Here is a 23,699-nt window from a genome sequence, read left to right on the forward strand (position 1 = left end):
GCGAAAACTCGCAACCTGGGATACCGACTACCTGATGGCAGCTCTCCAACCCCGTTAACCTGGACTCGTTGCCCTGCCCATATCGGGTTTTCATGGACTCCTATCACCACACGGGTGATCTGCTCGCCGAGCATGGTGGATATCGCGGCGACCATCTCGTGAACCGGATGATCTTCTCCCACCAGGTCACGGCGCTGGAAGCATATCTCGGCGATACTCTGCTCAATGAGGTTATGGGCGACAAAGCGGCTATGCAGCGTTTGATTGATCAAGACGAGGATCTGGGGAAGAAGAAATTCACTCTGTCCGAGGTGTCAAAGGAGCCCGCGTTGGTCGAACGCAGGGTCCGGGAGCACCTGCGTTCTGTCATGTATCACAATCTCAAAAAGGTCGACGTTCTCTACAACATCGCTCTCGGCGTGCGAATTCTGAACCTCGCCAGCGACAAAGCCAGCCTGTTCAAGGCCGTCTTGCTTCGTCACGATTGCGTCCACCGCAACGGCTTCGACAAGGAGGGAAAGGAGATCGACGTCTTCACGAAGGCGTTCGTCCAGGAGACGGCGGACCTGATCAAGACCTTCGTTGAGGAGATCCAAAACGCAGTACAGGGCCGGCCTTCGTAGATTGGCGGGCCTTCACACGCCCGCCTGATTCATCTCAACCTGGGGCGCGAGGATGTCGATTGCCTCCCAATGCTCGCCGTCGATCACCGTTACAAATTCCCGGTCCCAAACGTCAAATCGCTGCTGCAGCGGACGCATCGCCAAGGGGTTGTGGACGTAGGTCAGCGGGCGGGTCTTCCGGGAAAGATTTCCGAGACTGACGCGAGACCAGAGAACGCCGGAGACGTCGCTGAAGAGTGGGTTGAGGAAAGCAGTGCGCTCGACCGGCTTACCCTGGCGCGCAATTTCGGGCGACGCGTGGAATCCTTCCTCGACTATCTCGTCTGTTGCGCGATCGATGGTGATGTAGGCGTCACCGATGGGGAACAACGATGTCAGGATCAGCGGGGGCTTTTCGGGGACATAGACACCGAAGCGACTGGCGCTGATTGCGATCAGACGCACGTCATCCGCACCGATGACGCCCTCTTTCAGATACTTTTTGATGACCTTGAATTTCGTCCAGAATGCGCTCGTCATGCGTAGCTGAGCCTGGCGCACGGGCGCCGCAAAGAGGCCGCCGCCTTCGTTCATCGGGACGGGGCGCGTGACCTGGTCTGGGCCGGGATTACCCTCGTCCGGTGCAATGGCCTCGATCCAGATACGCCCACTATCAGTCAGGACGCAGAGGTCGGGTTGCCCGCCTTCGCGCAACCGTTCGGACGTCGGCAGCAGCGCATGCCCAGCCTCAAGGAAAGTCCAACCGAGATACATTTCCCAGAAGCGGGCATCGACATCGCGAGCGAAGCCGTCGCGAAAATCTGGATCGGCATAGGGCTCGTAGCGCTCCCACATGCCTTCGATGATGCTGTGCAGCCGCTTTTCCTCGGGATGCTCAGCGGCCCTGAGGTTGATGAAGCCCTTGTTCAGGTTAGGGCCGTCGAAGTCGAAGATGCGAGTCACGATTATCCGTTTCGAAGTATCACGCCGTTCGCCGGCTGACACGGTCATGCTCGGCGATCAGGAATGTCAGATAGCTGCGGATGAGATTGCAGTAGGGGCGAGCTTCGTCGATGCCAGTGCGAGACCCTCCTTCAGATCGGTGCCATGCCGCACGCCGCCACCAGTCGGAGAAGACAGGTAGCCGTGCAGTGTCATCATCCATTGCAGGATCTGCTCTTGATGGCCGCGGCCGCGCGCACGGAGCTCACCGATGATCTTATTGAAGTAGCGCCCCTGGATGCTGCCGTCGGAGACTTCAAGTCCGCGGAAGGCGGTGGCGATGGTCTCCAGCAACCACAGAACCTCCTGAACGGCCTGTCGCCCGTTTCCCTGCGACAGAGCCCGCTCGGACGCGTCGAGCGCTGCAGCAATCAGCGTCGATGCCTGCGCGTCGAGAGACGGCGGCTGCTCAGGAACAGCGATCGGAATATGGGCTCGGGTCGCGCGCAAAGCCGGCGGGTCAATTTGGTAGCCGGCGCCCGCGTCGGCAAGAATATGGTTGAGGCGTGCGATGTCCGGCAAGGTATATGTGGGACCACAGATTGGCGATGTCGCTGCAGCCATCATAGAAGGCCTCAATGAATATCGGAGCATTTTCGCCCGCCGCATTCATGAGTTTGTCGAGATCGTCGGAAGCCCAGCTTACGCTGCTGCTCGGGTAGTATGGCGCACCGCCCGCACCGGCAAAGCGGGACTTGAAGCGTTCCAGAATCGCGCGCCGATCGCCTTGGCTACAATGGCGGTCGATCAGATCGCGAAACGCATGGATGACCGTCGGCTCAATCGGGCCGGGACTGTCGAAGCGCCAGTTTCCATCAGATTGCAGCATTTGAACTACCTCGAAGCGTTGAAACGGGCGTTACAGCTCCGAGCGAAGGGGGTTGAGGAAATGGAGTCGGCGAAGGCCTTTTGATTATCGGTCACGATGACGCAATCATTGGTTCCCGCGACTGCCGCGATGATCATATCGAGCGCGCTACGAGGACGGCCGACGATCTTGCCCTCAGCCATCAGGCGCGCCCACAGCAACCCTGCTTTGTCATCGAATGGCAGAACCCTACCGGCGAAGAGCGACTGCGGCCCGTCCGGTCCTGCAAACCAGGCATCAAGCGCGTCGCGCTTCTTCCCGCGCGGCACTTCAAAAATGCCGCGCTTGATTTCGGCGACGGTCAACGACGCGATGAACAGGTCCTCGTCTTTCTGCTTCGCCAGCCAGTCGAGGAGAAACTTCGAAGGGGCCGGTCTTACGATGTTGCTGATGATGTTGGTGTCGAGCAGATAGCGAGTCACAGGTCGACCTTGCGCCCCTCTTGCCTCGGCCGCGAAAGATCGAGATCAGCCCCTACAAGGGGCGAGCGACGAAGCGCGTCGAGGATACGGCCCGCTTTCGGCGGCTCACCCGCTACAGCCGTTTTAACCGCTGTCCGGACCTCATCCGCTTGCGGCCCCTCCTCTGCCAAACGACGCGCGAGCGCACGGATCAGCTCTCGATCAGACTCCAGCGCCATCACCTCAAAGCGGATGAACCCGCGCTGCGTCAGCCGCGCGCGATAATTCTGAAGGGCCCTCTTTTGTGCGGCATTGCCCATTGTCTGCCTCTCGCGTTATATCTGGATATATATTCCAAGCGCGGCATTTGAGCAAGGGACGGCAGGGTGACGGAAGACTCTTCCGACATGGTACCGGAAACGGGCGCAAGAGTGCGCCTTGAGCGCCAGTATTTGCTGTACGCTGCGGCGCGCTCTGGTACGCCCCAGCACGCAAAAGCCGCCGTCTCCTGCCCAAACGACGACTCGGATACCCCGGCCGATACGGTTGCCTACCACCACGGATGGGACGATCGTTCTTCCGAACGACTTGTATGCGGGTTCGAACGGCGCGACGATGAAATCAGGCAATCGCCCAAAGCAGAGCAGCGCGCTCCGGCAGATCGAGCCGGAACTGACGCTCGTACGGCGTGGTGAGGGACCGGACGTGCGTTTGATCGAGATGGTCCGTCTGCTAGCCAGGCACGCCGCGAGAGAGGCATTCGAAGAAGAGAGGAGGGGACGTCGCGCACCGCGTTCCTGACTCATCAGGAGAACGCGTTGTGAGAGTTGCAATCTACGCTCGCTATTCGTCCGACAATCAGCGTGACGCTTCTATCGCCGACCAACTCCGCATCTGCCGCCTACATGCCGAAAAGCAGGGGTGGCAAGTGGTTGAGGAATACACCGACCGCGCAATCTCGGGCGCATCCCTGCTCCGCCCCGGGATCCACGCATTGATTTCCGACGCGACGCGCAACCGCTTTCAGTATGTCCTTGCTGAGGCGATGGACAGGCTGTCGCGCGATCAGGAAGACATTGCCGGCTTCTTCAAGCGCATGGCCTACAGCGACGTGAAGATCGTCACCTTGTCCGAGGGCGAGGTCACCCATCTCCATGTCGGCCTCAAAGGCACGATGAATGCGCTGTTCCTCAAGGACCTCGCCGACAAGACCCGCCGCGGCCAGCGCGGCCGGGTCGAGTTGGGGAAGTCGGGCGGCGGAAACGCCTACAGCTATGATGTCGTCAAGAAATTCGACGGCAATGGCGAGCCCGTTCGCGGCGACCGGACGATCAATCAGTTCGAGGCCGAAATCATCCGGCGGATTTGCCGTGAGTACGCCGCAGGCAAGTCTGCCAACGCATCGCGTTCGAGCTGAACAAGGATGGCATCGCCGCTCCCGGAGGAGGTGACTGGGGTTTCAGCACCATCAATGGGAACGCCAAGCGAGGCGATGGCATCCTGAACAACGAAATGTATGTCGGAAGGATCGTCTGGAATCGTCAACGGTTCATCAGGGACCCCGACACGGGCAAGCGCCAAGCCCGGATGAACGCTGAATCGGATTGGGTTGTCCAAGACGTGCCCGAGCTTCGCATCCTTGATGACGAGCTCTGGCAGGCCGTCAAGGCCCGCCAGGAGGCGGTCAAAAAGAACCGAGGCGATGAAGGTGAAAACCACTTTCGCGATCGGCGGCGCCCAAAGTACCTCTTCTCCGGGCTGACGAAGTGCGCCTGCTGCGGCCGTGGCTACACGATGATCTCGGCCGACCTCGTTGGATGCGCGACGGCGCGCGACAAGGGCACTTGCGACAATCGGAAGAACATTCGCCGGGATAAGCTGGAGACACGCGTTCTGAACGCGCTTCGCCACCATCTTATGGACCCGGAGCTGTTTGCTGAATTCTGCAAGGAATTCACTCAGGAGATGAACCGGCTTCGCATGGAGGCACGATCGACCATCGACGCCGCCGAGACTGAACTGACCCGCGTCGAACGTGAACTTGAGAGGATTCTGGATCTCTATCTCAAGGAGGCGATGTCCGTCGATACGGTGAAGGAGCGAAGCGGAAAGCTCGAGGCGCGGAAAAAGGAGCTAGTGCGCCTACTGGGGGAAGCTGAGGAGCCGCCTCCTCTCCTCCACCCGAACATGGCACATCACTATCGTGTTCAGGTGGACGAGCTGTACGCAGCGCTTCAGGAGGATTCGGAGGAAAAGCGCATGACCGCAGCCGATTTGATCCGGTCCCTCGTAAAGGAGATCATTCTGATCCCCGACGAGAAGGAGATCCAAATCGACGTGCGTGGCGACCTGGCCGGCATCCTTGGGATATCGCTAAAAAGCAAAAGGCCCGCCGGAGGGGCGGGCCATTCGCAAGTAGAGATGGTTGCGGGGACGGGATTTGAACCTGTGACCTTCAGGTTATGAGGCTGACGCAGTCACAAACATCCTGACGCAGCCCCATAGCGGCGAGATCCAACACAAGCGGGCTCAGCAGTGAGCGGGCCGCCTGGCCGCCCCGCGCAAGAACCTCGATGAAGTCCTCCTGATTGGGCTGTTGCAACGCCGGTATGCACGCCTCGCAACAGATCCTTCAAAGAAAATCGCGGACTTTTAGCACTCCAAACCGCTGAGAATATGTACGGTGACCCTATCATTTAAGTCCGCGGGTCCAGACCGTGGCGCCGTGGCCCGACCAAATACCTGCAGCTTGGTAAAGCAGAGCCGGCAGGAGCATTTGCCTTGGTCGAAGAGAGGTATCGGAAAACGATCTGCCATGCGGTCGAGCGTATTGACCTTGTCGGACGACAAGATTGCCTCTGAAAGAGTGGGAGGACGCCAAATGGAGGAAGTCAATACAACGAGTGCCGGCCGATGATCACACTGGTCAGGCGCCTAAAGGCCGCGGCTCATCTTGATCGACTTCGAATCCTGGGACTTTGTGCGCATGCGGACCTAACCGTCTGCGAGCTAGCAGAAGTTCTGAGTGTGTCTCGTGAGCACGTGGTCGCACACGTCCGCCAGCTCGCCAGAGCCGGCTTTCTTCTCGGCAACGAACAGCGCCCCTGGCCTTCGTACCACCTCGAAGCAGGAGGCTCGGACGGCGGCTTGGTTCAATTGTTGGTTGATCTCCTGCCCCACGGCGATGGCCATCACACACAAGACCTACAGCGCCTGGAGGCGATACAGGGCGCGCGGTCCAAGGTGGCCGCCTGCTTGTCCTGAAACTTAGTCCCAATGGAGCGCGAAGCTGATATGAACAATTCGACTGGCGGCGCCATCGCGGAGCCTGACACTTGCGGGTGGCCTCACTTGGCTGCCGTAGATTCTCGCGTTCACGAGCTGCTTTTAAGACAGGAGCGCCAGGAGCGGACGACCCTCAAACTTATCGCCTCCGAGAACTTCGCGTCCTCGGCGGTGTTGCAAGCGACCGGGTCTATTTTCACCAACAAGTATGCCGAGGGATATCCCGGCGCGCGCTACTACGCCGGAAACGAGATCGTCGATGAGCTTGAGAACCTCGCCATCGAGCGATTGAAGGCGCTATTCGGCTGTGAACACGCCAACGTGCAGCCTTATTCCGGCTCGCCGGCCAATCAGGCTGTCTGTCGAGCGCTGTTGTGTCCGGGAGACAAGATGATGGGCTTGACCCTCCCCGGCGGGGGGCATCTGACGCACGGTTGGGCCGTGAACTTCTCCGGCACTGACTATCAGCGAGTTCCGTACGGCCTGCACGAAAAGACGCAGCAGATTGACCATGACCGCTTGCGCGAGACGGCCAAACGAGAACGACCGAAGCTCATTTGGGTCGGCGGAACTGCTTATCCGCGGATCTTTGACTATGAGGCAATGGCCGAAATCGCTTCGGAGGTGAACTCCTATCTCGTGGCCGACATCGCCCACATCAGCGGCCTCATTGTCGCAGGAGTGCATCCGAATCCCGTTGGCCATTGCGACGTTGTCACCAGCACCTCTCACAAATCGATCCGCGGCCCCCGCGGTGGCTTCATCTTGTCAAGGAATGAAGACCGCTATCAGGCGCTCTACCATTCCAAGAGCAAACACAATCTGGCCAAACGCATAGACCGTGCCGTGTTCCCTCTCCTCCAGGGCGGACCGCACATGAATACGATTGCCGCGCTAGCTGTCGCTCTGCACGAAGCAGGGAATCCGTCCTTCCGTGTGTACGGTCAGCAGATCGTCAACAACGCCAAGGCTCTGGCCCAGGCGCTTCTGGAGCGAGGCTATGAACTCGTCACGGGGGGCACTGACAATCACATGCTGATCCTTGATCTTAGGGACCGGCCGCTGTCCGGGAAAGCCTATGCCGAGCGCTTGTCGCAAGCAGGCATCATTACGAATTTCAACATGGTGCCGGGCGACCGGCGCCATCCCGCGCTCACCAGCGGCATTCGGTTAGGCACGCCAGCAGTGACGTCCGTGGGCATGCGCGAGGCGGAAATGCTGCAGATTGCCGCTTTCATCGACCTGGTTTGCCGCCAGCCCGATGATTCGGACGTGCATGCCCGCGTCCGCAGAGACGTTGCCGACTTCTGCGCTGCGTTCGACGTGCCTGGCATCTCCGACAGGTAAGACAGCCAGATCAAGTGTCACACCTAATTCCAACGTTTGAAGCGAGGACATTCCATGACCAGACAATTCGTGTTTTCTTCCGAATCCGTCGGCGCCGGACATCCCGACAAGATGGCCGACAATATCTCAGATGGCGTGCTCGATGCGATCCTTCGTAAGGATCCCAAGGCTCGTGTCGCTTGTGAAGCGTTGGTGAAGTCAGGGATGGTCGTTCTGGCTGGCGAGATCACCAGTCACGCGCATATCGACTACAGCCAAGTTGCCCGCGATATCATTTTGGACATTGGATATGACGACGATGCGATCGGCTTTGACGGCCGGCGTTGCGCCCTGATCTTGGCCTTGACCGAGCAGTCGCCTGACATCAGCCAGGGCGTCGACGAGGGACGAGGGCAGGATCTCGAGCAGGGAGCGGGGGATCAGGGCCTCATGTTCGGGTACGCGTGCAACGAGACCGAAACATTGATGCCGTTGCCAATCCAACTCGCTCACGAATTGACAAAAAAACAGGCGGAGGTGCGCCAAACCGGACGCCTTGGCTGGCTTCGCCCGGACGTTAAATCTCAAGTGTCCGTCCGTTATGAGGGTTTGCGCCCGATAGCGCTTGATACCATAGTCCTGTCGACGCAGCACGACGAAGAGGTCTCACAAGCCACGGTCCGCGAAGGCGTCATTGAGGAGATCATAAGGCCGGTCTTGCCCCACGACTTGGATACGACCGGGATCAGGTTCCTGGTCAATCCAACAGGCCGGTTCGTGGTCGGTGGGCCGCGCGGCGATTGCGGGCTTACCGGCCGCAAGATCATCGTCGATACCTACGGCGGTATGGGGCGTCACGGCGGCGGCGCCTTTTCGGGCAAGGACCCGTCCAAGGTTGATCGGTCGGCCGCCTATGCGGCGCGGTACGTCGCAAAAAACGTCGTTGCCAGCGGACTGGCGCAGGTGTGCGAGGTTCAGCTTGCTTACGCGATTGGTGTGGCCGCGCCGGTCTCTATCCTCGTCAATACATTCGGAACCGCAAAGATTGATGAAAAAAGGATCGAGCGCGCCGTCCTTGAGCTTTTCGATCTCCGGCCGAAAGGCATCATCAAGGCGCTTGATCTCTTACGGCCGATTTACCGCAAGACCGCGACATACGGACACTTCGGCCGCGAAGAGCCGGAGTTCACCTGGGAAAAGACGGACAGAGCCGACAACCTGTTGCGTGAGGCAGGACCGGCAGCTGCGTGATGCGCCGGTATTGGATGCGTCGGCATAGGGCCATTTCACATTCGCCAAAAAAAGGCCGGCCCCGGCGTGGCGAGAAGCCGGCTTGGGTTTTTGGCGGAGATTTTGATGCCGGATTATGACGTGCTTTGCATCGGCAATGCCATTGTCGACATCATCGCCCAGTGCGACGAGGCATTTTTGGAGACGAACGGCATCATCAAGGGCGCGATGAACCTCATCGACACACAGCGCGCCGAACTGCTCTACAGCCGCATGGGCCCGGCGATCGAAGCCTCCGGCGGCAGCGCCGGCAACACGGCGGCGGGCGTCGCCAGCTTCGGCGGCCGCGCCGCCTTCTTCGGCAAGGTCTCGAATGACACGCTCGGCGAAATCTACGCCCATGACATGCACGCCCAGGGCGTGGCCTTCGACACCAGACCGCTCAATGGCGAACCGCCGACGGCGCGCTCGATGATCTTCGTCACGCCGGACGGCGAGCGCTCGATGAATACCTATCTCGGCGCTTGCGTCGAGCTCGGTCCGGAGGATGTCGAGGCGGACAAGGCGTCGGGCGCCGCCGTCACTTATTTCGAGGGCTATCTGTGGGACCCGCCGCGCGCCAAGGAAGCGTTCCGGCAGACGGCGAAGCTCGCCCACGCAGCCGGGCGCGAAGTGTCGATGACATTGTCGGATTCGTTCTGCGTTGACCGCTACCGCGAGGAGTTTCTGGAGCTGATGCGCTCGGGCACCGTCGATATCGTTTTTGCCAATAGCCACGAGATCAAGTCGCTGTACCAGACCGCCTCCTTCGACGAGGCGCTGGCCCAGATCCGCAAGGATTGCAAGATCGCCGCCGTCACCCGCTCCGAAAAGGGCTCGGTCATCGTGCGCGGCGACGAGACCGTCACCATCAATGCGACGGAAATCCGCGAACTGGTCGACACCACCGGCGCCGGCGACCTCTATGCCGCCGGCTTCCTCTACGGCTACACACAAGGCCGCAGCCTGAAGCATTGCGGCGATCTCGGCTCACTGGCGGCCGGGCTGGTGATCCAGCAGATCGGGCCAAGGCCGCGGCAGAATTTACGCCGCGAGGCCAAGCAGGCGGGGCTGTTGTAGGGAGGCATTTCCGCGAGGTGCTGTCCACCGTGCCGTTGTGCAGGCTGTCCAGACAGGCGCGGGTAAATCGAAATGTCGCGTGCCTGCGTGAAGGATGGCGGTTTTTCTCCGAATTTCTGATTTCTTGAGGCTCAGGGACGTTGTCGCACTTCGGGCCAGTACTGCCGGCCGATCATGATGGCCAACACGCCCTTTTTGACGAAAGTCGTTTTGAGCCGGGATCGTAGACTGGCAGATTGCCCGAGCGGCCAGGCACAGCTTGCGCAGACCGGCGAGTGGCGCAAATGGCTCAGCTCTACCGCGACCTGCGACTTGGGAAACATGCCGCAGGTGAACGGTTCACATAAACACATAAACATTTCTTTATACCGCATTGACAACAAAGCGGGCTGCTGCGATTGTCCGCGTGTCGTGGTTCTCCGCAAGGCGTTGCCGTAGCGGAGCTAAGAGGGAAGCCGGTGCAATGCCGGCGCTGCCCCCGCAACTGTAAGCGGCGAGCCAAACCCATCAATGTCACTGGGGCGAACTGCCCCGGGAAGACGGGCAGAGGCTGTGACCCGCGAGCCAGGAGACCTGCCACGGTAAACAACGTCCACGGGCGGGGTGTCTGGTGGCCGCGGCAGCTCGGCGTTTATGCCGGCCTGCTAGCGCCTTCCTTGTCCCCGCCGCAACCATCGGGGTATGGAATGAATGTCTCCCAGCAAGTTCCCATAGCAACGCTTGGCATGCCGCGCATCGGTCGCCGGCGAGAACTGAAATTCGCGCTCGAAAGCTACTGGTCCGGAAAATCTTCTGCTGCCAACCTTCTGTCGACGGCGAAGGCACTCCGTGCCGCCAGCTGGAGCGAGCAGCACGACCGCGGCGTGTCGAAAATCCCGTCGAACGATTTCTCACTTTATGACCATGTGCTCGACACCGCAGCAATGGTCGGCGCCGTGCCATCCCGTTACGGCTGGACGGGCGGCGAGGTCCCGCTCGACATCTATTTCGCGATGGCGCGCGGGACGCAAGGCGATACTGCGGGTTGCGTTCACGCCAGTCACGGGCATGCAGTTCAGGGCCAGCGCGTAACCGCGATGGAAATGACCAAATGGTTCGACACTAACTACCACTACATCGTGCCGGAGCTGGGGGACGATCAGGCATTCGCCCTCTCGTCGACGAAACCAGTCGATCACTTTCTGGAGGCAAAAGAGCTCGGCATCCATACACGCCCGGTCATCCTTGGACCGGTCACCTTCCTCAAGCTGGCGAAGTCTCCCGACCAGTGTTTCAATCCCATAGCGCTCCTACCGCGGCTGCTGCCCGTCTACGAGGAACTCCTGCGGAGGCTGGAGCTCTCGGGGGCCGACTGGGTGCAGATTGATGAGCCGGCCCTTGTGCTCGACCTTAGCCCGAACGAACGAGCTGCCTTCGAATTCACATACGGCCAGCTGTCGAAAGCCGCGCCCAAGTTGAAAATTATGCTGGCGACCTATTTCGGGCCGCTGGGAGACAATCTGGAGACCGCGCTTTCGCTGCGCCTGGCGGGCCTACATCTCGACCTCGTGCGTGCTCCCGAGCAGTTGGAGACGGTTGGTCGGCTCGCACCGAAGGATCTGGTGCTCTCACTTGGCTTGATCGACGGCCGCAACGTCTGGCGCGCGAACCTGGCTGCCATTCTCGACCGCATCAAGCCGATCGTTGCCGGCTGGCCGCTGGATCGCGTCGAGATTGCGCCTTCCTGCTCGATGCTTCATGTGCCGATGGACCTGCGGATGGAGACCGCGCTCGATGTGGATGTCAGTTCGTGGCTGGCATTCGCCGCCCAGAAGAGTGAAGAGCTGCTTGTGCTGGCCCAAGCCTTATCGGAAGGCAGGGAGGCCGTAGCAGGCGCACTGAAAGCTTCTGCCGAGGCGGCCGCGGCGCGCGCAATGTCTGAAAAGGTCCATGATCCGCTCGTCCATGGGCGGGTTATCAGCATTGACGGCGCCAAGAAGCAACGAAAGAGCGCATTTGCCAAGCGCTCCAGAGTCCAGGCTGACACGCTCGGCCTGCCGCCGTTCCCGACGACGACGATCGGGTCCTTCCCGCAGACGCCCGAGGTGCGCAGGGCGCGCTCCGCTCATGCGAAGGGCCGGCTGAGCTATGTCGATTACCAGGCCTTCCTGAAGAAGGAGACCGAGGCGGCGGTCCGCTGGCAGGAGGAGATCGGGCTGGACGTGCTGGTACATGGCGAGTTCGAACGAAACGACATGGTCCAGCATTTCGGCGAGCAGCTGTCCGGCGTCGCCTTCACCCAGCATGGCTGGGTGCAAAGTTACGGCTCCCGGCTGGTGCGCCCTCCCATCATCTTCGGCGACGTATCGCGGCCCAATCCGATGACGGTTCTCTGGTGGCATTTTGCCCAGTCGCTGACGAAAAAGCCGGTGAAGGGCATGCTCACAGGCCCAGTGACGATTCTTAACTGGTCTTTTGTTCGCGACGACGTACCCCGCGCCGAGGCCTGCCGCCAGATCGCACTCGCCATCCGCGATGAAGTGGCCGACCTTGAAAGAGCTGGCTCAAGGGTGATCCAGATCGATGAGGCCGCGTTTCGCGAAGGCTTGCCCCTGCGGAAGTCCGATTGGAAACATTATCTCGGCTGGGCAGTCGAATGCTTCCGTCTCGCTTCAACGGGTGTAGAGGACGCGACCCAAATTCACACCCACATGTGCTATTCGGAGTTCAATGAGATCATCGACTCGATTGCTGAACTGGACGCGGACGTCGTTTCGATCGAGACGTCGCGCTCCAAAATGGAACTGCTGGACGCCTTCACCAAGTCCAAATATCCAAACGAAATCGGTCCTGGCGTCTACGACATTCACTCACCACGTGTCCCGGAGATTGGCGAGATTTTGCATCTCGCCCAACTTGCCCGCGAGCGACTGTCGGACGGCCAATTGTGGGTGAATCCGGATTGTGGCCTCAAAACAAGGAAATGGGAAGAGGTCCGCCCTGCCCTCATCAACATGGTCGCTGCAGCACGCGCATTGCGGGAGAAAGTGCAGGCGCAGGCCGCTGAGCCACTGTGACGGGCAAACATGTGACCCGCGGGCTTCGCGGATGAGGCAGAAAGGACGCCATCGAAAGCCGCGCGCAAGTCGGTCGACGCGTGCGAGTCCCACCCTTGTCGTCCAGCCAAAGGCCCGCTGGACGGCTGAGCGGCGGGGCAGGATCGGGGAAGCCGCTTCTGGTCCGAGGACGGATGATTTCGTCACGAAATGGAGGAAGGCGGCTTTGTCCATGAGCTTCTGCCTCTCACACCGCCAGCGGTCAACAGACACTTCACCGAGGGCGAACGATGCCGCCGGTGCACCGGCACATCGAGGTATCGGCGGCGAGGTCGACCATCGAGAGCATCGGTCGCATGTGGCGGACATCGACAAAATAGCAATACCGCCTAACCGCAAGCTGCGACCATTCCTCATCGCTTGATTGAAACTTGGCTGCATCTGGCATGGCGCTTGCTCCGCTTCCGCTGAGGTTCGCTGGAACAGGTTTTCACGCGCTCGGGTCGCGGTGAAGTGTTGCGACACAAAGGCAGCCGCCAACATTACGATCGATCCAAAGATCTCAGGGTGTGCTCTCCGAGCCTACCTTTCCGTTGTTTAGGCTACCGGAGGAGCGGCGAGGAGTAGAACCAACCAAGGTGTAAGGAGCATCTGATGTCGAACATGATGAAGGCGCTGGTCAAGGCCAAGGCCGAGCCGGGCATCTGGATGGAAGAAGTGCCGGTTCCGGAAATTGGCCCGAACGACGTTCTGATTAAGATCAAGAAGACCGCGATCTGCGGCACCGACGTCCACATCTACAATTGGGACCAGTGGGCGCAAAAGACCGTGCCGGTGCCGATGGTGACCGGCCACGAGTTCGTCGGCACTGTCGCCGACTTCGGCGCGGCGGTGACCGAGTACAAGATCGGCCAGCGTGTTTCGGGCGAAGGCCACATCGTTTGCGGCCATTGCCGCAATTGCCGGGCCGGCAGGGGGCATCTGTGCCGCAACACGCTCGGCGTCGGCGTCAACCGGCCGGGCGCCTTCGGCGAATATCTGGCGATCCAGCAGCACAATGTCGTGCCGATCCCCGACGATGTGCCCGATGAGATCGCCGCAATTTTCGATCCCTTGGGCAATGCGGTCCACACCGCACTGTCCTTTGATCTGGTCGGCGAGGACGTGCTGGTCACCGGCGCCGGGCCGATCGGCATCATGGGTGCGCTGGTGGCGCAGTGCGTCGGCGCGCGAAAAGTGGTCATCACCGACATCAACCCGGTGCGGCTGGCACTGGCGAAAAAACTCGGCGTGCAGCACGTTGTCGATGCATCGAAGGAAAAGCTGCGCGACGTCATACCGGCGCTCGGCATGACCGAAGGTTTTGACGTCGGACTCGAAATGTCGGGCGCCGCCCCTGCATTCCGAGACATGATCGACACCATGAACAATGGCGGCAAGATCGCCATTCTCGGTATCGCCCCGACCGGCTTCGAGATCGACTGGAACAAGGTCATCTTCAAGATGCTGCATCTCAAGGGCATCTATGGCCGCGAGATGTTCGAAACCTGGTACAAGATGATCGCGCTGGTGCAGGGCCCGCTCGATGTCAGCGGCCTGATCACGCACCGCATCGGCATTGATGATTTTCAAGTAGGCTTCGACGCGATGCGCAGCGGCAGCTCGGGCAAGGTGGTGATGGACTGGCAGGGCGACTGGTCGATGTGACTTTGCGGAGGTGCTGACGGGAACGCCACCCTGGCTGCCGTCGATCTCCCCGCGAGGGGCATCGCTGGTGCAAGGCAGTGGCTCCTGCCACCAACGTGCGACGCTCAATCGTGCCGCGACGTATCACGGCCCAATCGGACGGCTGCGCTTGTGGCCATTCGCCCAGATCGGTCAAGGAATGCTCATTGGCCCCCGACGCGATCGCCTGTTTTCCCAATGCCTAGGATCGAGGTCGAGGTGTTGTGAGCGTTTCAGTTGGCAAGATGGGATATGTGATCTCCGGTCGCTTTCCGGTCAGCGAATTAAGGTAGGCAACGATCCGATCGATTTCGATTTGCGCTAGCTCTTCGCCAACCTGGGTGGTGCCCATGATGGCGACCGCCCCGCTCAGGTTCCAGACCTTGCCCGAATGAAAGTATGGCGCGGTGATTGCTACGTTGCGCAGCGATGGCACGCGGAAAACATAGGAATCCTCTGGTACATTGGTGACGGCAAATCGTCCCTTGTCGTTCTCCGGCAGAATGTCGGCGCTAGGCTTCTCTACGAGGCCGAATGGGTAATAGCCTTCCCCACCAATATTGACACCGGAATGGCAGGACGAGCAGCCCTTTTCCATAAAAAGGGCCAGGCCCTGTTTCGCTTCGGAACCGATGGCGGTGTCATCGCCATTGAGGTAGGCGTCGAAGGGGGCCGGCGTGACCAGTGTCCCCTCGTAGGCTGCGAGTGCATTGACTACGTTTTCGAGGGTGATGGGATCTGCTTGCTCCGGGAAAGCTGAATGGAACAACTCCACATATTGCGGCATCGATTTGAGCGTCTCGACCACTTGCTGCGATGTGTTGGCCATCTCGGCACCGGCCTGTATCGGCCCTTTGGCCTGAGCTTTCAGGTCTTCGGCGCGACCGTCCCAAAACTGTGATTTGTTGAAGACAGAGTTAAACACCGTCGGGGCGTTGCGCTGCCCCTTCTGCCAACCATGGCCAATCGAAGTTTCACGATTGTCGTCGCCCCCGGTGGCCAGGTTGTGGCACGAGTTGCAGGAGAAAACGCCTGAGGACGACAGGCGTGGATCGAAGTACAGTGCCTTGCCGAGGGCAATCTTCTCCGGCGTGCTCGGGTTGTTGGTGACCGCCGGCGTGAATGGCAACGGCTTGAAGGTGGCCAATGCCGTTTCTCTGAGGTCTGGCGGAATGGACTGCGCAGCAAAAGCTGTGGCTGCCACAAGCGCAACAGCCACCGCAGGCAATAGAATTTTCATAAATGGAGTCCTTACGATGTGCACGGAAACCATTCTCCACATGCGGCTTGCGAACGCCCTGCGCTAGATCAGCGGATCGAGGGAATCGTGCCTGCCGACCAAGCCAATCGAGCGGCGGAAACAGTAACTGCGGTGTATCCATCGCCCGACGGCGGATTCCATTGCTGGGCGCGCGCAATCGCTGTTTGTTCGCCTGAGGTTTGGCCGGTTCCGTGGCCTGTCGCCACATGCTGGCGCAACGCCAGCCTGTTTCATACGCGCAAGCTTTTCTGCCCCCATCGAGTGCACGGCTCATGGTTTACAAGCTTTCTGCGTCTTCCCTCTGCAATTCAGACGGACGAGATCGGGACTGAATGGCGGATACTGGCGCGGTTATGGGACAGCGACTATCAGGCAGATCAGTGTCACGACCGCGTGATGTGGTGCTATAGACCTCAATCTTGGACGAGCAACGAACAATCCTGTCGTGACATTTGTTGCTTTCACCGGAAATCACCACTAGAAGCGACGCTCCGCAGACCAATCCACCGGAGAGTTTCATGCCAGAAGAAGACTTCAAAAACATCGACAACCTCATCCAGCTTACCACAGATGTTGTCTCAGCCTATGTTTCCAACAATCCCGTTCCGGTGGGGGACCTTTCAGCCCTGATCGGCCAAGTGCACGAAGCTTTGAAGGGCACGGCGGCCGGTCGCGTCTCGGCACAAGAGCCGACGGTGTTGACGCCGGCGGTCCCGATCAGAAAATCGGTGACGCCGGACTACATTGTCTCCCTTGAGGATGGGAAGAAATTCAAATCGCTAAAGCGTCATCTGTCGACCCATTACGGGCTGAGCCCTAATGAATATCGCGCCAAATGGGGTCTGCCGGCAGACTATCCCATGGTAGCGCCGAACTATGCGGCTGCGCGCTCTGCCCTGGCCAAGACAATGGGACTCGGCCGCAAACCGAAAGAGCCTGAAGTCTCGGCGCCGGAGAAGCGGTCCAGAAAGAAGGTGCCAGCGTGACTTCCTCATCCAGACCCGCTGTGCGGCTGGCGACTCGATCGGCATGATGTGAGCGAAACATCGAAAGGCGGGATCAAATCCCGCCTTTTCCTTGCACGGTGTGATTACACGGCGCGAAGCGGAATGGAATTGACATAGCGCAGAGACACAGGAGATCGCAGGGGGTAAAAGGAGGACAGTTATCAACTTGGGAGGGAAACTGTTGCAGACTTCTATCCTGAAAAAACATCGCGAGGCTCTCCTGCCTTGGTACACCATCTATCCGACTGTGCCGGAGTTCTCCGCAGCGGTCGGCGCCGAAAGCTATGAGGAATGGCTAAGAGGTCTGCCGGCTGACGATCCGGTGTCGCTCTATCTCCACATTCCGTTCTGCCGATCGATTTGCTGGTATTGCGGCTTTCCGACCACGATTGCCCGCAATGAGAGTCCGATCCTCGACTATGTGGCCGTTCTGCGTGACGAGATCCGTTTGGTCTCGGAGCAAGTGCCGCAGAGGCTCGTCGTGAACGACGTGCATTTCGGGGGTGGAACCCCGACCCTGATCGGGGCAGCGGAATTCTTGGCCATGATCGAACTCCTGCGCCGCCGCTTCGCGTTCAGGGAGCCCGCTACGATCGCCGTCGAAATTGACCCGCGCACGTTCACGCGCGAGATCGCCGAGGCATTGGGAGCAGCCAATGTGAGCCGCGCGAGTCTCGGGGTGCAGAGTTTTGATCCAATTGTTCAGAAAGCGATCAATCGGGTCCAGAGCGAGTCGCAGACGGCCGCTGCCGTCGAAGAGCTGCGCCGGCATGGAGTATGCGGCATCAACGTCGATCTCATGTTCGGTCTCCCGAATCAGACGGTAGAGTCCTGCGTCCAGACTGCGGCGGCAACCGCCGCCATGCGTCCCAACCGGCTTGCGGTGTTCGGCTACGCGCATATTCCATCGGTGATCAAGAATCAGCGCCTGATCGAGAAGACTGCTCTGCCGGACAGCGTCGCCCGCGCCGAACAGGCTGCGGCCGTGGCAGATACGCTGGTTGCGGCCGGCTACCGAGAGATCGGCCTCGACCATTTCGCCTTGCCGGACGACGAACTTACGCTGGCGCAGACCCGCGGTCGGCTACGCCGTAACTCGCTGGGTTACTCGGCCGACACCTGCAAAACCGTGATCGGTTTCGGCGCGTCGGCTATCGGGCGGGTCGGCGATGGTTACGTCCAGAACGAGGTGACACACGAGTCCTACAGCCGGCACATAGCAGGTGGCCGTCTGGCAACGTCAAAAGGCTACCGGCTTACAGACGAAGATCGCGTGCGAGCCGCAATCATCGAGCGGCTGATGTGCGATTTGGAGGCCGATGTGCCGGCAATCTGTACGGCCTATGGATTCGATCCAATCCGCTTTCTCGATTCAACTGAACGCCTGGCGAAGCTGGCCGAGGACGGGGTAGTGGACATCGAAAACGGTCTCATCCGGGTGCGGCAGGAGCATCGCTTCGTGATTCGCGCTGTTGCTGCCGCATTCGATGCTTTTCTCGACCGGGTTGTCCCATAAGCACAGCCAAGCAGCGTGAGGGGCGCCAAAGCGATAAGCTCGTGCCAAACGGCACGCTCGTAAATATGCCGCAGGCCCCGGTCACGGCGCCCCTTCGCGGATTGAAGTGATGGACCTTCCCGAATGGACGAGCGTGCCGCCCACAACGCGTCACAGTCATACAACGGTCACTGGTTTTGTGAGATGCCCGGCCGGTCGACATCTGTGCCTATGATTACTCCGTTTCGCAGGCAAGAAACTGGCGGGAACGACAAGATCGTCGGCGCGATTATCTCGTGCATGGCTCGCGCATTACGTGTACATCGCATCAAGTTCGATGCGGCAGCCCCTTGTTCGTCAGTGATAAGATCAACAGTTTTGGGGTTATGGACGGAAACTAGTCTAGCCTAGCCACAACTAATAGCGACGTGGGTACGATCCGAGAATTCTCAGGCCATCAATCTCCGCCAACGCGGCCAGCGCCGGGTGCGTCAAAACATGTCCAGCGACATCGATGACATACTGATGGGTATCTAGCCGCTCGCAGGTCGGACGCTGATAGACATTGAGAACGGCTAAATTGCCCCTCGAGAACCTGTTCAGGACACAACTGAGATTTTGCTCTGAAACGCGGAGGTGAAGTGTTGTCCGGTCAAATCCTGTCGGCGCAGGGGTCCTGCGCCCGAGCACCCACCACCGCGTAACGTTATGCAGCCCTTCTTCAATCCCTGTTCGCAATATCTGCAGATTGTACAGCTTGGCACCAAGCGCAGGACCAAATGCCGCTATCGAGGGAGATTTTTGCTCTGCCACGAAAGATGTCGATCCCCGACGGCTCTCTCGCTCGACATTGGGCATGTTCTCGTCGAGCCACCCGGCTACCTCCTGCAGAGCCACGGGGTGGCCCACCACTTTAGCGATCATCGAGAAACTCGCATCCTTGCTGGCCATGAGGCTGTAGCTCAGGACCTTCGGGTACTCGGCGATAATCGTGGGAGACCTCAAGCTCAAGACTTGGTCGAGGTAGGGAGTGGCTCCGACCAGAGAGGTCGTAGCTGGGACGCATGCAACGTGGACGCAGCCATTCTCATATGCTTCGAACAATCCGTCGCTGAACGGAACGAGTTCAACTTGGTTACCAAAGAGGTCCAGCGAGGCTTGATGGGTCCAGGTCCCCTCAGGGCCAATGTACCCTGCCCTCTTGATCCAGGAGGTGTCGATCGCTGGAGGCTGGCTGAATTGCTCGTTCATTCCCCGGCACGCTCGATCGAGAATGCGATAAACATCTGCTGCAGAAAGTAAGAGGGCTGGGACCCGCCCCTCTTCGCTTGCAACATCGTGTGGCAGTAGAACTTAGCAGCTTGCTACAATCCGCTGCCCCAGTCGGCGGGGATCCGTGTTCTTGCCCGCTCCTATGGCGCGGTCAGTGGCGCTTCTGCCCGGCTCTTGCCGGGCAGAAGCAGAAAAAGGTCAGCCAGCTTTGCTGAGACTGCCAGCGGATGATTTGCCAGTACGGCGGTCCTGTTCGATCTCGTAGTTGATCTTCTGGCCCTCATTAAGGGTCGAAAGGCCCGCTCGTTCGACAGCGGAAATGTGGACGAAAACGTCCTGACCTCCGTTGTCAGGCTGGATAAAACCGAATCCCTTGGTGCTGTTGAACCACTTCACCGTTCCAGTCGCCATAGCGTATTCCTTTGTAACCATTCAATGTAGGCAGGCCATAAGCCAGGTCCACTTCATATCCGAGACTTTAGGGCAGCAAAAGCTAAAATAGCAAAAGCCCGGTCAAATCGCTAAAGCGGCTCGCAAGCTCCATCAATGACCGCCTGTCGCGGACAGCGTCTCCCGCGCTGGCGCTCCGAATGGCAAACAAGTTCTGAAACGCTCCGATAATTCCAGAACCGCGTCTATCGCTGGTTTGGAGTCCTGTTAGGGACCTGCGATCGGCCGATGTGAGTAAGAGTACGCGGACGACCAGCAACTACGGGCGCGCGCTGACGCCACCATCTTCGCCGCTGTCCTAAGGGTAGTTCACGTAGCCACCTCTTTAAGCGGCAAGCGCCCCCCATTCGGCGGTGTCAGACGTCGGACAATGTCGGAGGTAGGCAACACAGAGTCCGTTGAATCGCATCGCCGAAACGGCTTTCTCATCTGGCACGGTTCCTGCGGGGTCATGCAAAACACGCAGGAGAGTCGTCCCATGATCCCCACCCTGAAAAATGCCGCCCCACCTTTCGCCGACCTACTCAAAACTGACATCCGAGCCGGGCCTGGCAGCATTGTGAGGGCTCGTCTGGACCGGCGCCTTCTCCCAGTGGGGGCGACAGGGACGCAGCACCTTCAAATTGAGGGACAACTCACTTCCCTGCGAACCTTGTCCATCGCCCGGTCACCACAACCGAAGCCACCGTCTGCTTGGCTGCGGGGCGCACTTTTTGCGACCGCGCTGGCATTTCTGACGACCGCGCCGTCTCCGGCGGCCGCCTATGACATAGCGAATTTCCTGCTCGACAACGGCATGGAGGTGGTCGTCATACCCGATCACCGCGCGCCCATCGTCACCCATATGGTGTGGTACAAGGTCGGCAGTGCCGACGAGCCTCCGGGCAAATCCGGCATCGCGCATTTCTTCGAGCATCTGATGTTCAAAGGGACGGCCAATCACGGCGCCGGCGAGTTGGACCGCGCGGTGGCGGAGATCGGGGGCTCGCTAAACGCCTTCACCTCTTACGATTATACTGCCTTCTACGAAAGAGTGGCGCCCTCGGCAGTGGAGCAGATGATGAGCTTCGAGGCTGATCGCATGCGCAATCTCACCCTCACGGATGACGTCATCAACACCGAGCGGGACGTGGTCCGCGAGGAGCGTCGCTTGAGGGTCGACAACAATCCGGAGGCGCTTCTCGATGAGGAGGTCGTCACGACGCTCTGGCAGAGCCAACCCTACCGGATCCCGGTGATCGGCTGGATGCACGAGATCGAGAAGCTGGACCGCAACGACGCCGTGGCTTTTTATGACAAGTACTGGCCGAACAACGCCGTGCTGGTGGTGGCAGGGGACGTCGAGCCCGAGGCCGTGAAGGCGCTGGCCGAGAAGACCTATGGCAAGGTCCCGCGTGGACCAGATCTGCCGCTACGCGAACGCCCGTCTGAGCCGGTGCAGAACACCAGGCGCACATTGACGCTAAGGGATGGCCGCGTTTCGGTCCCCATCTTTTCCAGATGTTGGGTGGTGCCGTCCTATCGCACCGCCGAGCCCGGCGAAGCCGAGGCGCTGGACCTGCTGGCACAGATTCTCGCCGGGGGCAACCGCAGCCGGCTGTACCAGGAGCTCGTTGTGAAGCAGGGCATAGCCGCAGCGGCCGACGCTGATTTCGAGGGCACCATGCTGGATGCTGGCAAGTTCAGCATCCGCGGCTGGCCGCGCGGCAAGGCGAAGCTTGCGGATGTCGAGGCCGCAGTCGACGCCGAGATAGCGCGCATCGCCAGGAACGGCATCACCAGCGACGAACTGGAGAAGACGAAAAACCGCTATATCCGCTCGTTCATCTTCGCCCATGACGAGCAGGTCTCCGTCGCTGGCATGTATGGCGCCACGCTTGCCACAGGCGGCAATGTGAAAGACGTCGAGGAATGGCCGGACCGCATCCGCAAGGTCACGGCCGATCAGGTTAAGGCCGTTGCCGCCCGCTACCTCGTGTCCGACCATTCGACCACCGGCTATCTCCTGCCCAAGGAAAATTGATATGATGACGAACCAATTCCGCAGGGCCATTCCACCGGCATTGCCCTCTCCTTTTGGACAAGGCTGGCGCCTCGCCTCCTGGCTGGCTGTCCTTTGCCTTGCTATTTTCTTCCTCACCCTGCCAGCGTGTACCGCCCGTGCTGCGGCGAACATCCAGGAGGTAAAATCTGAAAAGGGGATCACCGCCTGGCTGGTGGAAGACCATAAGCTGCCGATCGTCACGCTCCAGTTCGTGTTTGACGGCGGCACCAGCCAGGACCCGGCCGGTAAGGAGGGGCTTGCCAATTTGATGACCGGCTTGTTCGACGAGGGCGCAGGCGATCACGGCGGCGACACCTTTCAGGTGCGGCTCGATGATGCCGGCGCTGAGATGAGCTTCCACGCGCGGCCTGACGGCATCTATGGCTCGGTGCGCATGCTTTCCCAGCGCCAGGACGCCGCTTTCGATCTCATCAGGCTCGCGTTGAACAGGCCCCGCTTCGATCAGGAACCCTTTGACCGAATCCGCGCTCAGCTTCTCTCCGGCATTATTGCCAACGAGCGCGAACCTCACGCGATCGGCAGGGATGCATGGCGGCGCAGGCTCTACGGCGCGCATCCGTATTCGAGGCCGCCCGAGGGCACCAAGGAAAGCCTGGCCCGCATAATGCCCGCCGATCTAAGCGCCTTCCACAAGGCCGCTTTCGCCCGCGAGGGGCTGCACGTGGCGGTTGTCGGCGACATCGATGCCAAAGCCCTGAGTGCAAGGCTCGACCAGTTGTTCGGCGATTTGCCTCAGAAGCAGGCGCTCGCCCAGGTACCTGATGTCACCCCGAAGCTCGGCCAGTGGACGTTGGTCGCATACGCCCTGCCCCAGACTTCGCTCCAGCTGGCTTTTCCCGGCGTCGGACGCAGCGACCCGGAATTCTATGCCGCGCAGCTGATAAACGATATACTCGGAGGCTCGCCATTCACCTCACGTCTGTTCCAGGAAGTGCGGGAAAAGCGTGGCCTGGCCTACGGTGTGTCCTCTAGTTTGGAAGGCCACCAGCATTCCAACACGCTTGTCGTGACCACGTCGACGCGCGCCGACAGGGCGGCGGAGACGCTCGACCTGATTAGACAAGTAATCAAGGAGCTGGTGGACACCGGGCCAACAGCGGCCGAGCTCGAAGCGAGCAAAAAGTATCTGATCGGGGCCTATGCTATGAGCAATCTGGGTTCCTCCACGGCGATTTCAGCCACGCTTCTCAGGCTGCAGCTCGACAAGCGCGGCATAGACTACATCCAGCGCCGCCCTGCCCTCATCGAGCAGGTGACGCTCGACCAGGTCAGGGCGGCGGCGAAGAAGCTGCTTTCAGTCGAGCCCGCCATTATGGGCGTGGGCCCGCGGCTTGCCGGTGTCCCGTGACGGCGAATAATCTCGCGCTCTACAATAGTTGCTGAAGGACTCCGCCAACCTGTGGCTGATCCGACATGGTGTGGCAGAATGAACGCCTTGATTTCTTCCTGCTCGCCCTCGTAGACCAGTTCTCGCCCGGCGGTTCGATTGCGGAGCCGGAGAACGCCGACATCCGAGAAGGTATTAACTTTAGAAATACGAGAAAGCTTAATTCTCT

Annotated in this window: 20 protein-coding genes, 1 pseudogene and 1 riboswitch; of the genes and pseudogenes, 13 read left to right on the forward strand and 8 right to left on the reverse strand. The window is 59.9% G+C overall.

The genetic code is table 11. The features are described 5' to 3' along the window. Positions 1-158: 158 nt before the first annotated feature. On the forward strand, positions 159-623 hold the full coding sequence (locus tag AC0L3N_RS30055; RefSeq protein WP_473551168.1) for a hypothetical protein: 465 nt from the start codon (positions 159-161) through the stop codon (positions 621-623). A gap of 12 nt (positions 624-635) precedes the next feature. On the opposite strand, the gene AC0L3N_RS30060 is transcribed toward AC0L3N_RS30055, so the two are convergent. The 5 genes and pseudogenes from AC0L3N_RS30060 to AC0L3N_RS30080 all read right to left on the reverse strand — a co-directional run bounded on the left by AC0L3N_RS30060 (position 636) and on the right by AC0L3N_RS30080 (position 3,193). Beyond that, entirely contained in the window at positions 636-1,613 is a 978-nt protein-coding gene (locus AC0L3N_RS30060) for a hypothetical protein (protein ID WP_473551170.1), read from the reverse strand. A gap of 18 nt (positions 1,614-1,631) precedes the next feature. Then, positions 1,632-2,126, reverse strand: coding sequence for a hypothetical protein (locus AC0L3N_RS30065; protein WP_473551171.1), 495 nt, complete (start codon positions 2,124-2,126; stop codon positions 1,632-1,634). Then, positions 2,065-2,433: a hypothetical protein gene (locus AC0L3N_RS30070; protein WP_473551173.1), complete on the reverse strand. Its 369-nt coding sequence runs from the start codon at positions 2,431-2,433 to the stop codon at positions 2,065-2,067. Before AC0L3N_RS30070 ends, AC0L3N_RS30065 begins: the two co-directional genes overlap by 62 nt. Positions 2,434-2,463: 30 nt before the next feature. Beyond that, positions 2,464-2,894 (reverse strand): annotated as a pseudogene (locus AC0L3N_RS30075) (PIN domain-containing protein). Beyond that, positions 2,891-3,193 carry a hypothetical protein gene (locus AC0L3N_RS30080; protein ID WP_473551174.1) on the reverse strand — a complete coding sequence of 101 codons (303 nt, stop codon included), beginning with the start codon at positions 3,191-3,193 and terminating at the stop codon, positions 2,891-2,893. Before AC0L3N_RS30080 ends, AC0L3N_RS30075 begins: the two are co-directional and overlap by 4 nt. 500 nt (positions 3,194-3,693) lie before the next feature. Here AC0L3N_RS30080 and AC0L3N_RS30085 point away from each other — a divergent pair, with 500 nt between their 5' ends. From AC0L3N_RS30085 to tdh, 8 genes are all read left to right on the forward strand, one after another. After that, positions 3,694-4,290: a recombinase family protein gene (locus AC0L3N_RS30085; RefSeq protein ID WP_473551175.1), complete on the forward strand. Its 597-nt coding sequence runs from the start codon at positions 3,694-3,696 to the stop codon at positions 4,288-4,290. An 11-nt stretch (positions 4,291-4,301) separates the two neighbouring features. Further along, positions 4,302-5,339 carry a recombinase zinc beta ribbon domain-containing protein gene (locus AC0L3N_RS30090; RefSeq protein ID WP_473551201.1) on the forward strand — a complete coding sequence of 346 codons (1,038 nt, stop codon included), beginning with the start codon at positions 4,302-4,304 and terminating at the stop codon, positions 5,337-5,339. A 447-nt stretch (positions 5,340-5,786) separates the two neighbouring features. Further along, complete coding sequence (locus AC0L3N_RS30095; protein WP_473551177.1) at positions 5,787-6,137, forward strand: ArsR/SmtB family transcription factor; 351 nt, start codon at positions 5,787-5,789, stop codon at positions 6,135-6,137. A 30-nt stretch (positions 6,138-6,167) separates the two neighbouring features. Further along, on the forward strand, positions 6,168-7,505 hold the full coding sequence (locus AC0L3N_RS30100) for a serine hydroxymethyltransferase (protein ID WP_473551178.1): 1,338 nt from the start codon (positions 6,168-6,170) through the stop codon (positions 7,503-7,505). A gap of 54 nt (positions 7,506-7,559) precedes the next feature. After that, positions 7,560-8,735 carry a methionine adenosyltransferase gene (metK, locus tag AC0L3N_RS30105; RefSeq protein WP_473551179.1) on the forward strand — a complete coding sequence of 392 codons (1,176 nt, stop codon included), beginning with the start codon at positions 7,560-7,562 and terminating at the stop codon, positions 8,733-8,735. Positions 8,736-8,840: 105 nt separating this feature from the next. Beyond that, on the forward strand, positions 8,841-9,833 hold the full coding sequence (locus AC0L3N_RS30110; protein WP_473551181.1) for an adenosine kinase: 993 nt from the start codon (positions 8,841-8,843) through the stop codon (positions 9,831-9,833). Positions 9,834-10,228: 395 nt separating this feature from the next. Beyond that, positions 10,229-10,428: riboswitch (cobalamin riboswitch) on the forward strand. 115 nt (positions 10,429-10,543) lie between these two features. Beyond that, on the forward strand, positions 10,544-12,889 hold the full coding sequence (gene metE / locus AC0L3N_RS30115; protein ID WP_473551203.1) for a 5-methyltetrahydropteroyltriglutamate--homocysteine S-methyltransferase: 2,346 nt from the start codon (positions 10,544-10,546) through the stop codon (positions 12,887-12,889). A gap of 633 nt (positions 12,890-13,522) precedes the next feature. After that, positions 13,523-14,575 (forward strand): L-threonine 3-dehydrogenase, encoded by a 1,053-nt coding sequence (gene tdh / locus AC0L3N_RS30120; RefSeq protein WP_473551182.1) that lies wholly within the window; start codon positions 13,523-13,525, stop codon positions 14,573-14,575. Between the two features lie 220 nt (positions 14,576-14,795). Here tdh and AC0L3N_RS30125 read toward each other — a convergent pair whose 3' ends face one another. Then, positions 14,796-15,833 (reverse strand): cytochrome-c peroxidase, encoded by a 1,038-nt coding sequence (locus tag AC0L3N_RS30125; protein WP_473551184.1) that lies wholly within the window; start codon positions 15,831-15,833, stop codon positions 14,796-14,798. A 539-nt stretch (positions 15,834-16,372) separates the two neighbouring features. On the opposite strand from AC0L3N_RS30125, the gene AC0L3N_RS30130 reads away from it, so the two are divergent. Together AC0L3N_RS30130 and hemN are read left to right on the forward strand one after the other, a co-directional pair. Further along, entirely contained in the window at positions 16,373-16,840 is a 468-nt protein-coding gene (locus AC0L3N_RS30130) for a Ros/MucR family transcriptional regulator (protein WP_065011147.1), read from the forward strand. Between the two features lie 202 nt (positions 16,841-17,042). Further along, positions 17,043-18,377, forward strand: a complete 1,335-nt coding sequence (gene hemN / locus AC0L3N_RS30135) for an oxygen-independent coproporphyrinogen III oxidase (RefSeq protein ID WP_473551185.1) — start codon at positions 17,043-17,045, stop codon at positions 18,375-18,377. Between the two features lie 396 nt (positions 18,378-18,773). Here hemN and AC0L3N_RS30140 read toward each other — a convergent pair whose 3' ends face one another. Next, on the reverse strand, positions 18,774-19,607 hold the full coding sequence (locus AC0L3N_RS30140) for a prephenate dehydratase (RefSeq protein ID WP_473551186.1): 834 nt from the start codon (positions 19,605-19,607) through the stop codon (positions 18,774-18,776). 219 nt (positions 19,608-19,826) lie between these two features. Beyond that, on the reverse strand, positions 19,827-20,039 hold the full coding sequence (locus tag AC0L3N_RS30145; RefSeq protein ID WP_095777381.1) for a cold-shock protein: 213 nt from the start codon (positions 20,037-20,039) through the stop codon (positions 19,827-19,829). Between the two features lie 517 nt (positions 20,040-20,556). Between AC0L3N_RS30145 and AC0L3N_RS30150 the strand changes: the two genes are divergently transcribed. Then, complete coding sequence (locus AC0L3N_RS30150) at positions 20,557-22,101, forward strand: M16 family metallopeptidase (protein ID WP_473551188.1); 1,545 nt, start codon at positions 20,557-20,559, stop codon at positions 22,099-22,101. A gap of 4 nt (positions 22,102-22,105) precedes the next feature. Then, positions 22,106-23,491, forward strand: a complete 1,386-nt coding sequence (locus AC0L3N_RS30155; protein ID WP_473551204.1) for a M16 family metallopeptidase — start codon at positions 22,106-22,108, stop codon at positions 23,489-23,491. Positions 23,492-23,699: the final 208 nt, after the last annotated feature.

It is taken from the genome of Mesorhizobium sp. WSM4807 (assembly GCF_055811615.1).

What these genes read in the sequence shown, in the direction of transcription:
- AC0L3N_RS30060 (WP_473551170.1), bottom strand. Translation starts at nt 1,613, where the DNA reads ATGACCGTGTCAGCCGGCGAACGGCGTGATACTTCGAAACGGATAATC.
- AC0L3N_RS30070 (WP_473551173.1), bottom strand. Translation starts at nt 2,433, where the DNA reads ATGCTGCAATCTGATGGAAACTGGCGCTTCGACAGTCCCGGCCCGATT.
- AC0L3N_RS30080 (WP_473551174.1), bottom strand. Translation starts at nt 3,193, where the DNA reads ATGGGCAATGCCGCACAAAAGAGGGCCCTTCAGAATTATCGCGCGCGG.
- AC0L3N_RS30095 (WP_473551177.1), top strand. Translation starts at nt 5,787, where the DNA reads ATGATCACACTGGTCAGGCGCCTAAAGGCCGCGGCTCATCTTGATCGA.
- AC0L3N_RS30100 (WP_473551178.1), top strand. Translation starts at nt 6,168, where the DNA reads ATGAACAATTCGACTGGCGGCGCCATCGCGGAGCCTGACACTTGCGGG.
- metK (WP_473551179.1), top strand. Translation starts at nt 7,560, where the DNA reads ATGACCAGACAATTCGTGTTTTCTTCCGAATCCGTCGGCGCCGGACAT.
- AC0L3N_RS30110 (WP_473551181.1), top strand. Translation starts at nt 8,841, where the DNA reads ATGCCGGATTATGACGTGCTTTGCATCGGCAATGCCATTGTCGACATC.
- tdh (WP_473551182.1), top strand. Translation starts at nt 13,523, where the DNA reads ATGTCGAACATGATGAAGGCGCTGGTCAAGGCCAAGGCCGAGCCGGGC.
- AC0L3N_RS30125 (WP_473551184.1), bottom strand. Translation starts at nt 15,833, where the DNA reads ATGAAAATTCTATTGCCTGCGGTGGCTGTTGCGCTTGTGGCAGCCACA.
- AC0L3N_RS30130 (WP_065011147.1), top strand. Translation starts at nt 16,373, where the DNA reads ATGCCAGAAGAAGACTTCAAAAACATCGACAACCTCATCCAGCTTACC.
- AC0L3N_RS30140 (WP_473551186.1), bottom strand. Translation starts at nt 19,607, where the DNA reads ATGAACGAGCAATTCAGCCAGCCTCCAGCGATCGACACCTCCTGGATC.
- AC0L3N_RS30145 (WP_095777381.1), bottom strand. Translation starts at nt 20,039, where the DNA reads ATGGCGACTGGAACGGTGAAGTGGTTCAACAGCACCAAGGGATTCGGT.
- AC0L3N_RS30150 (WP_473551188.1), top strand. Translation starts at nt 20,557, where the DNA reads ATGATCCCCACCCTGAAAAATGCCGCCCCACCTTTCGCCGACCTACTC.
- AC0L3N_RS30155 (WP_473551204.1), top strand. Translation starts at nt 22,106, where the DNA reads ATGACGAACCAATTCCGCAGGGCCATTCCACCGGCATTGCCCTCTCCT.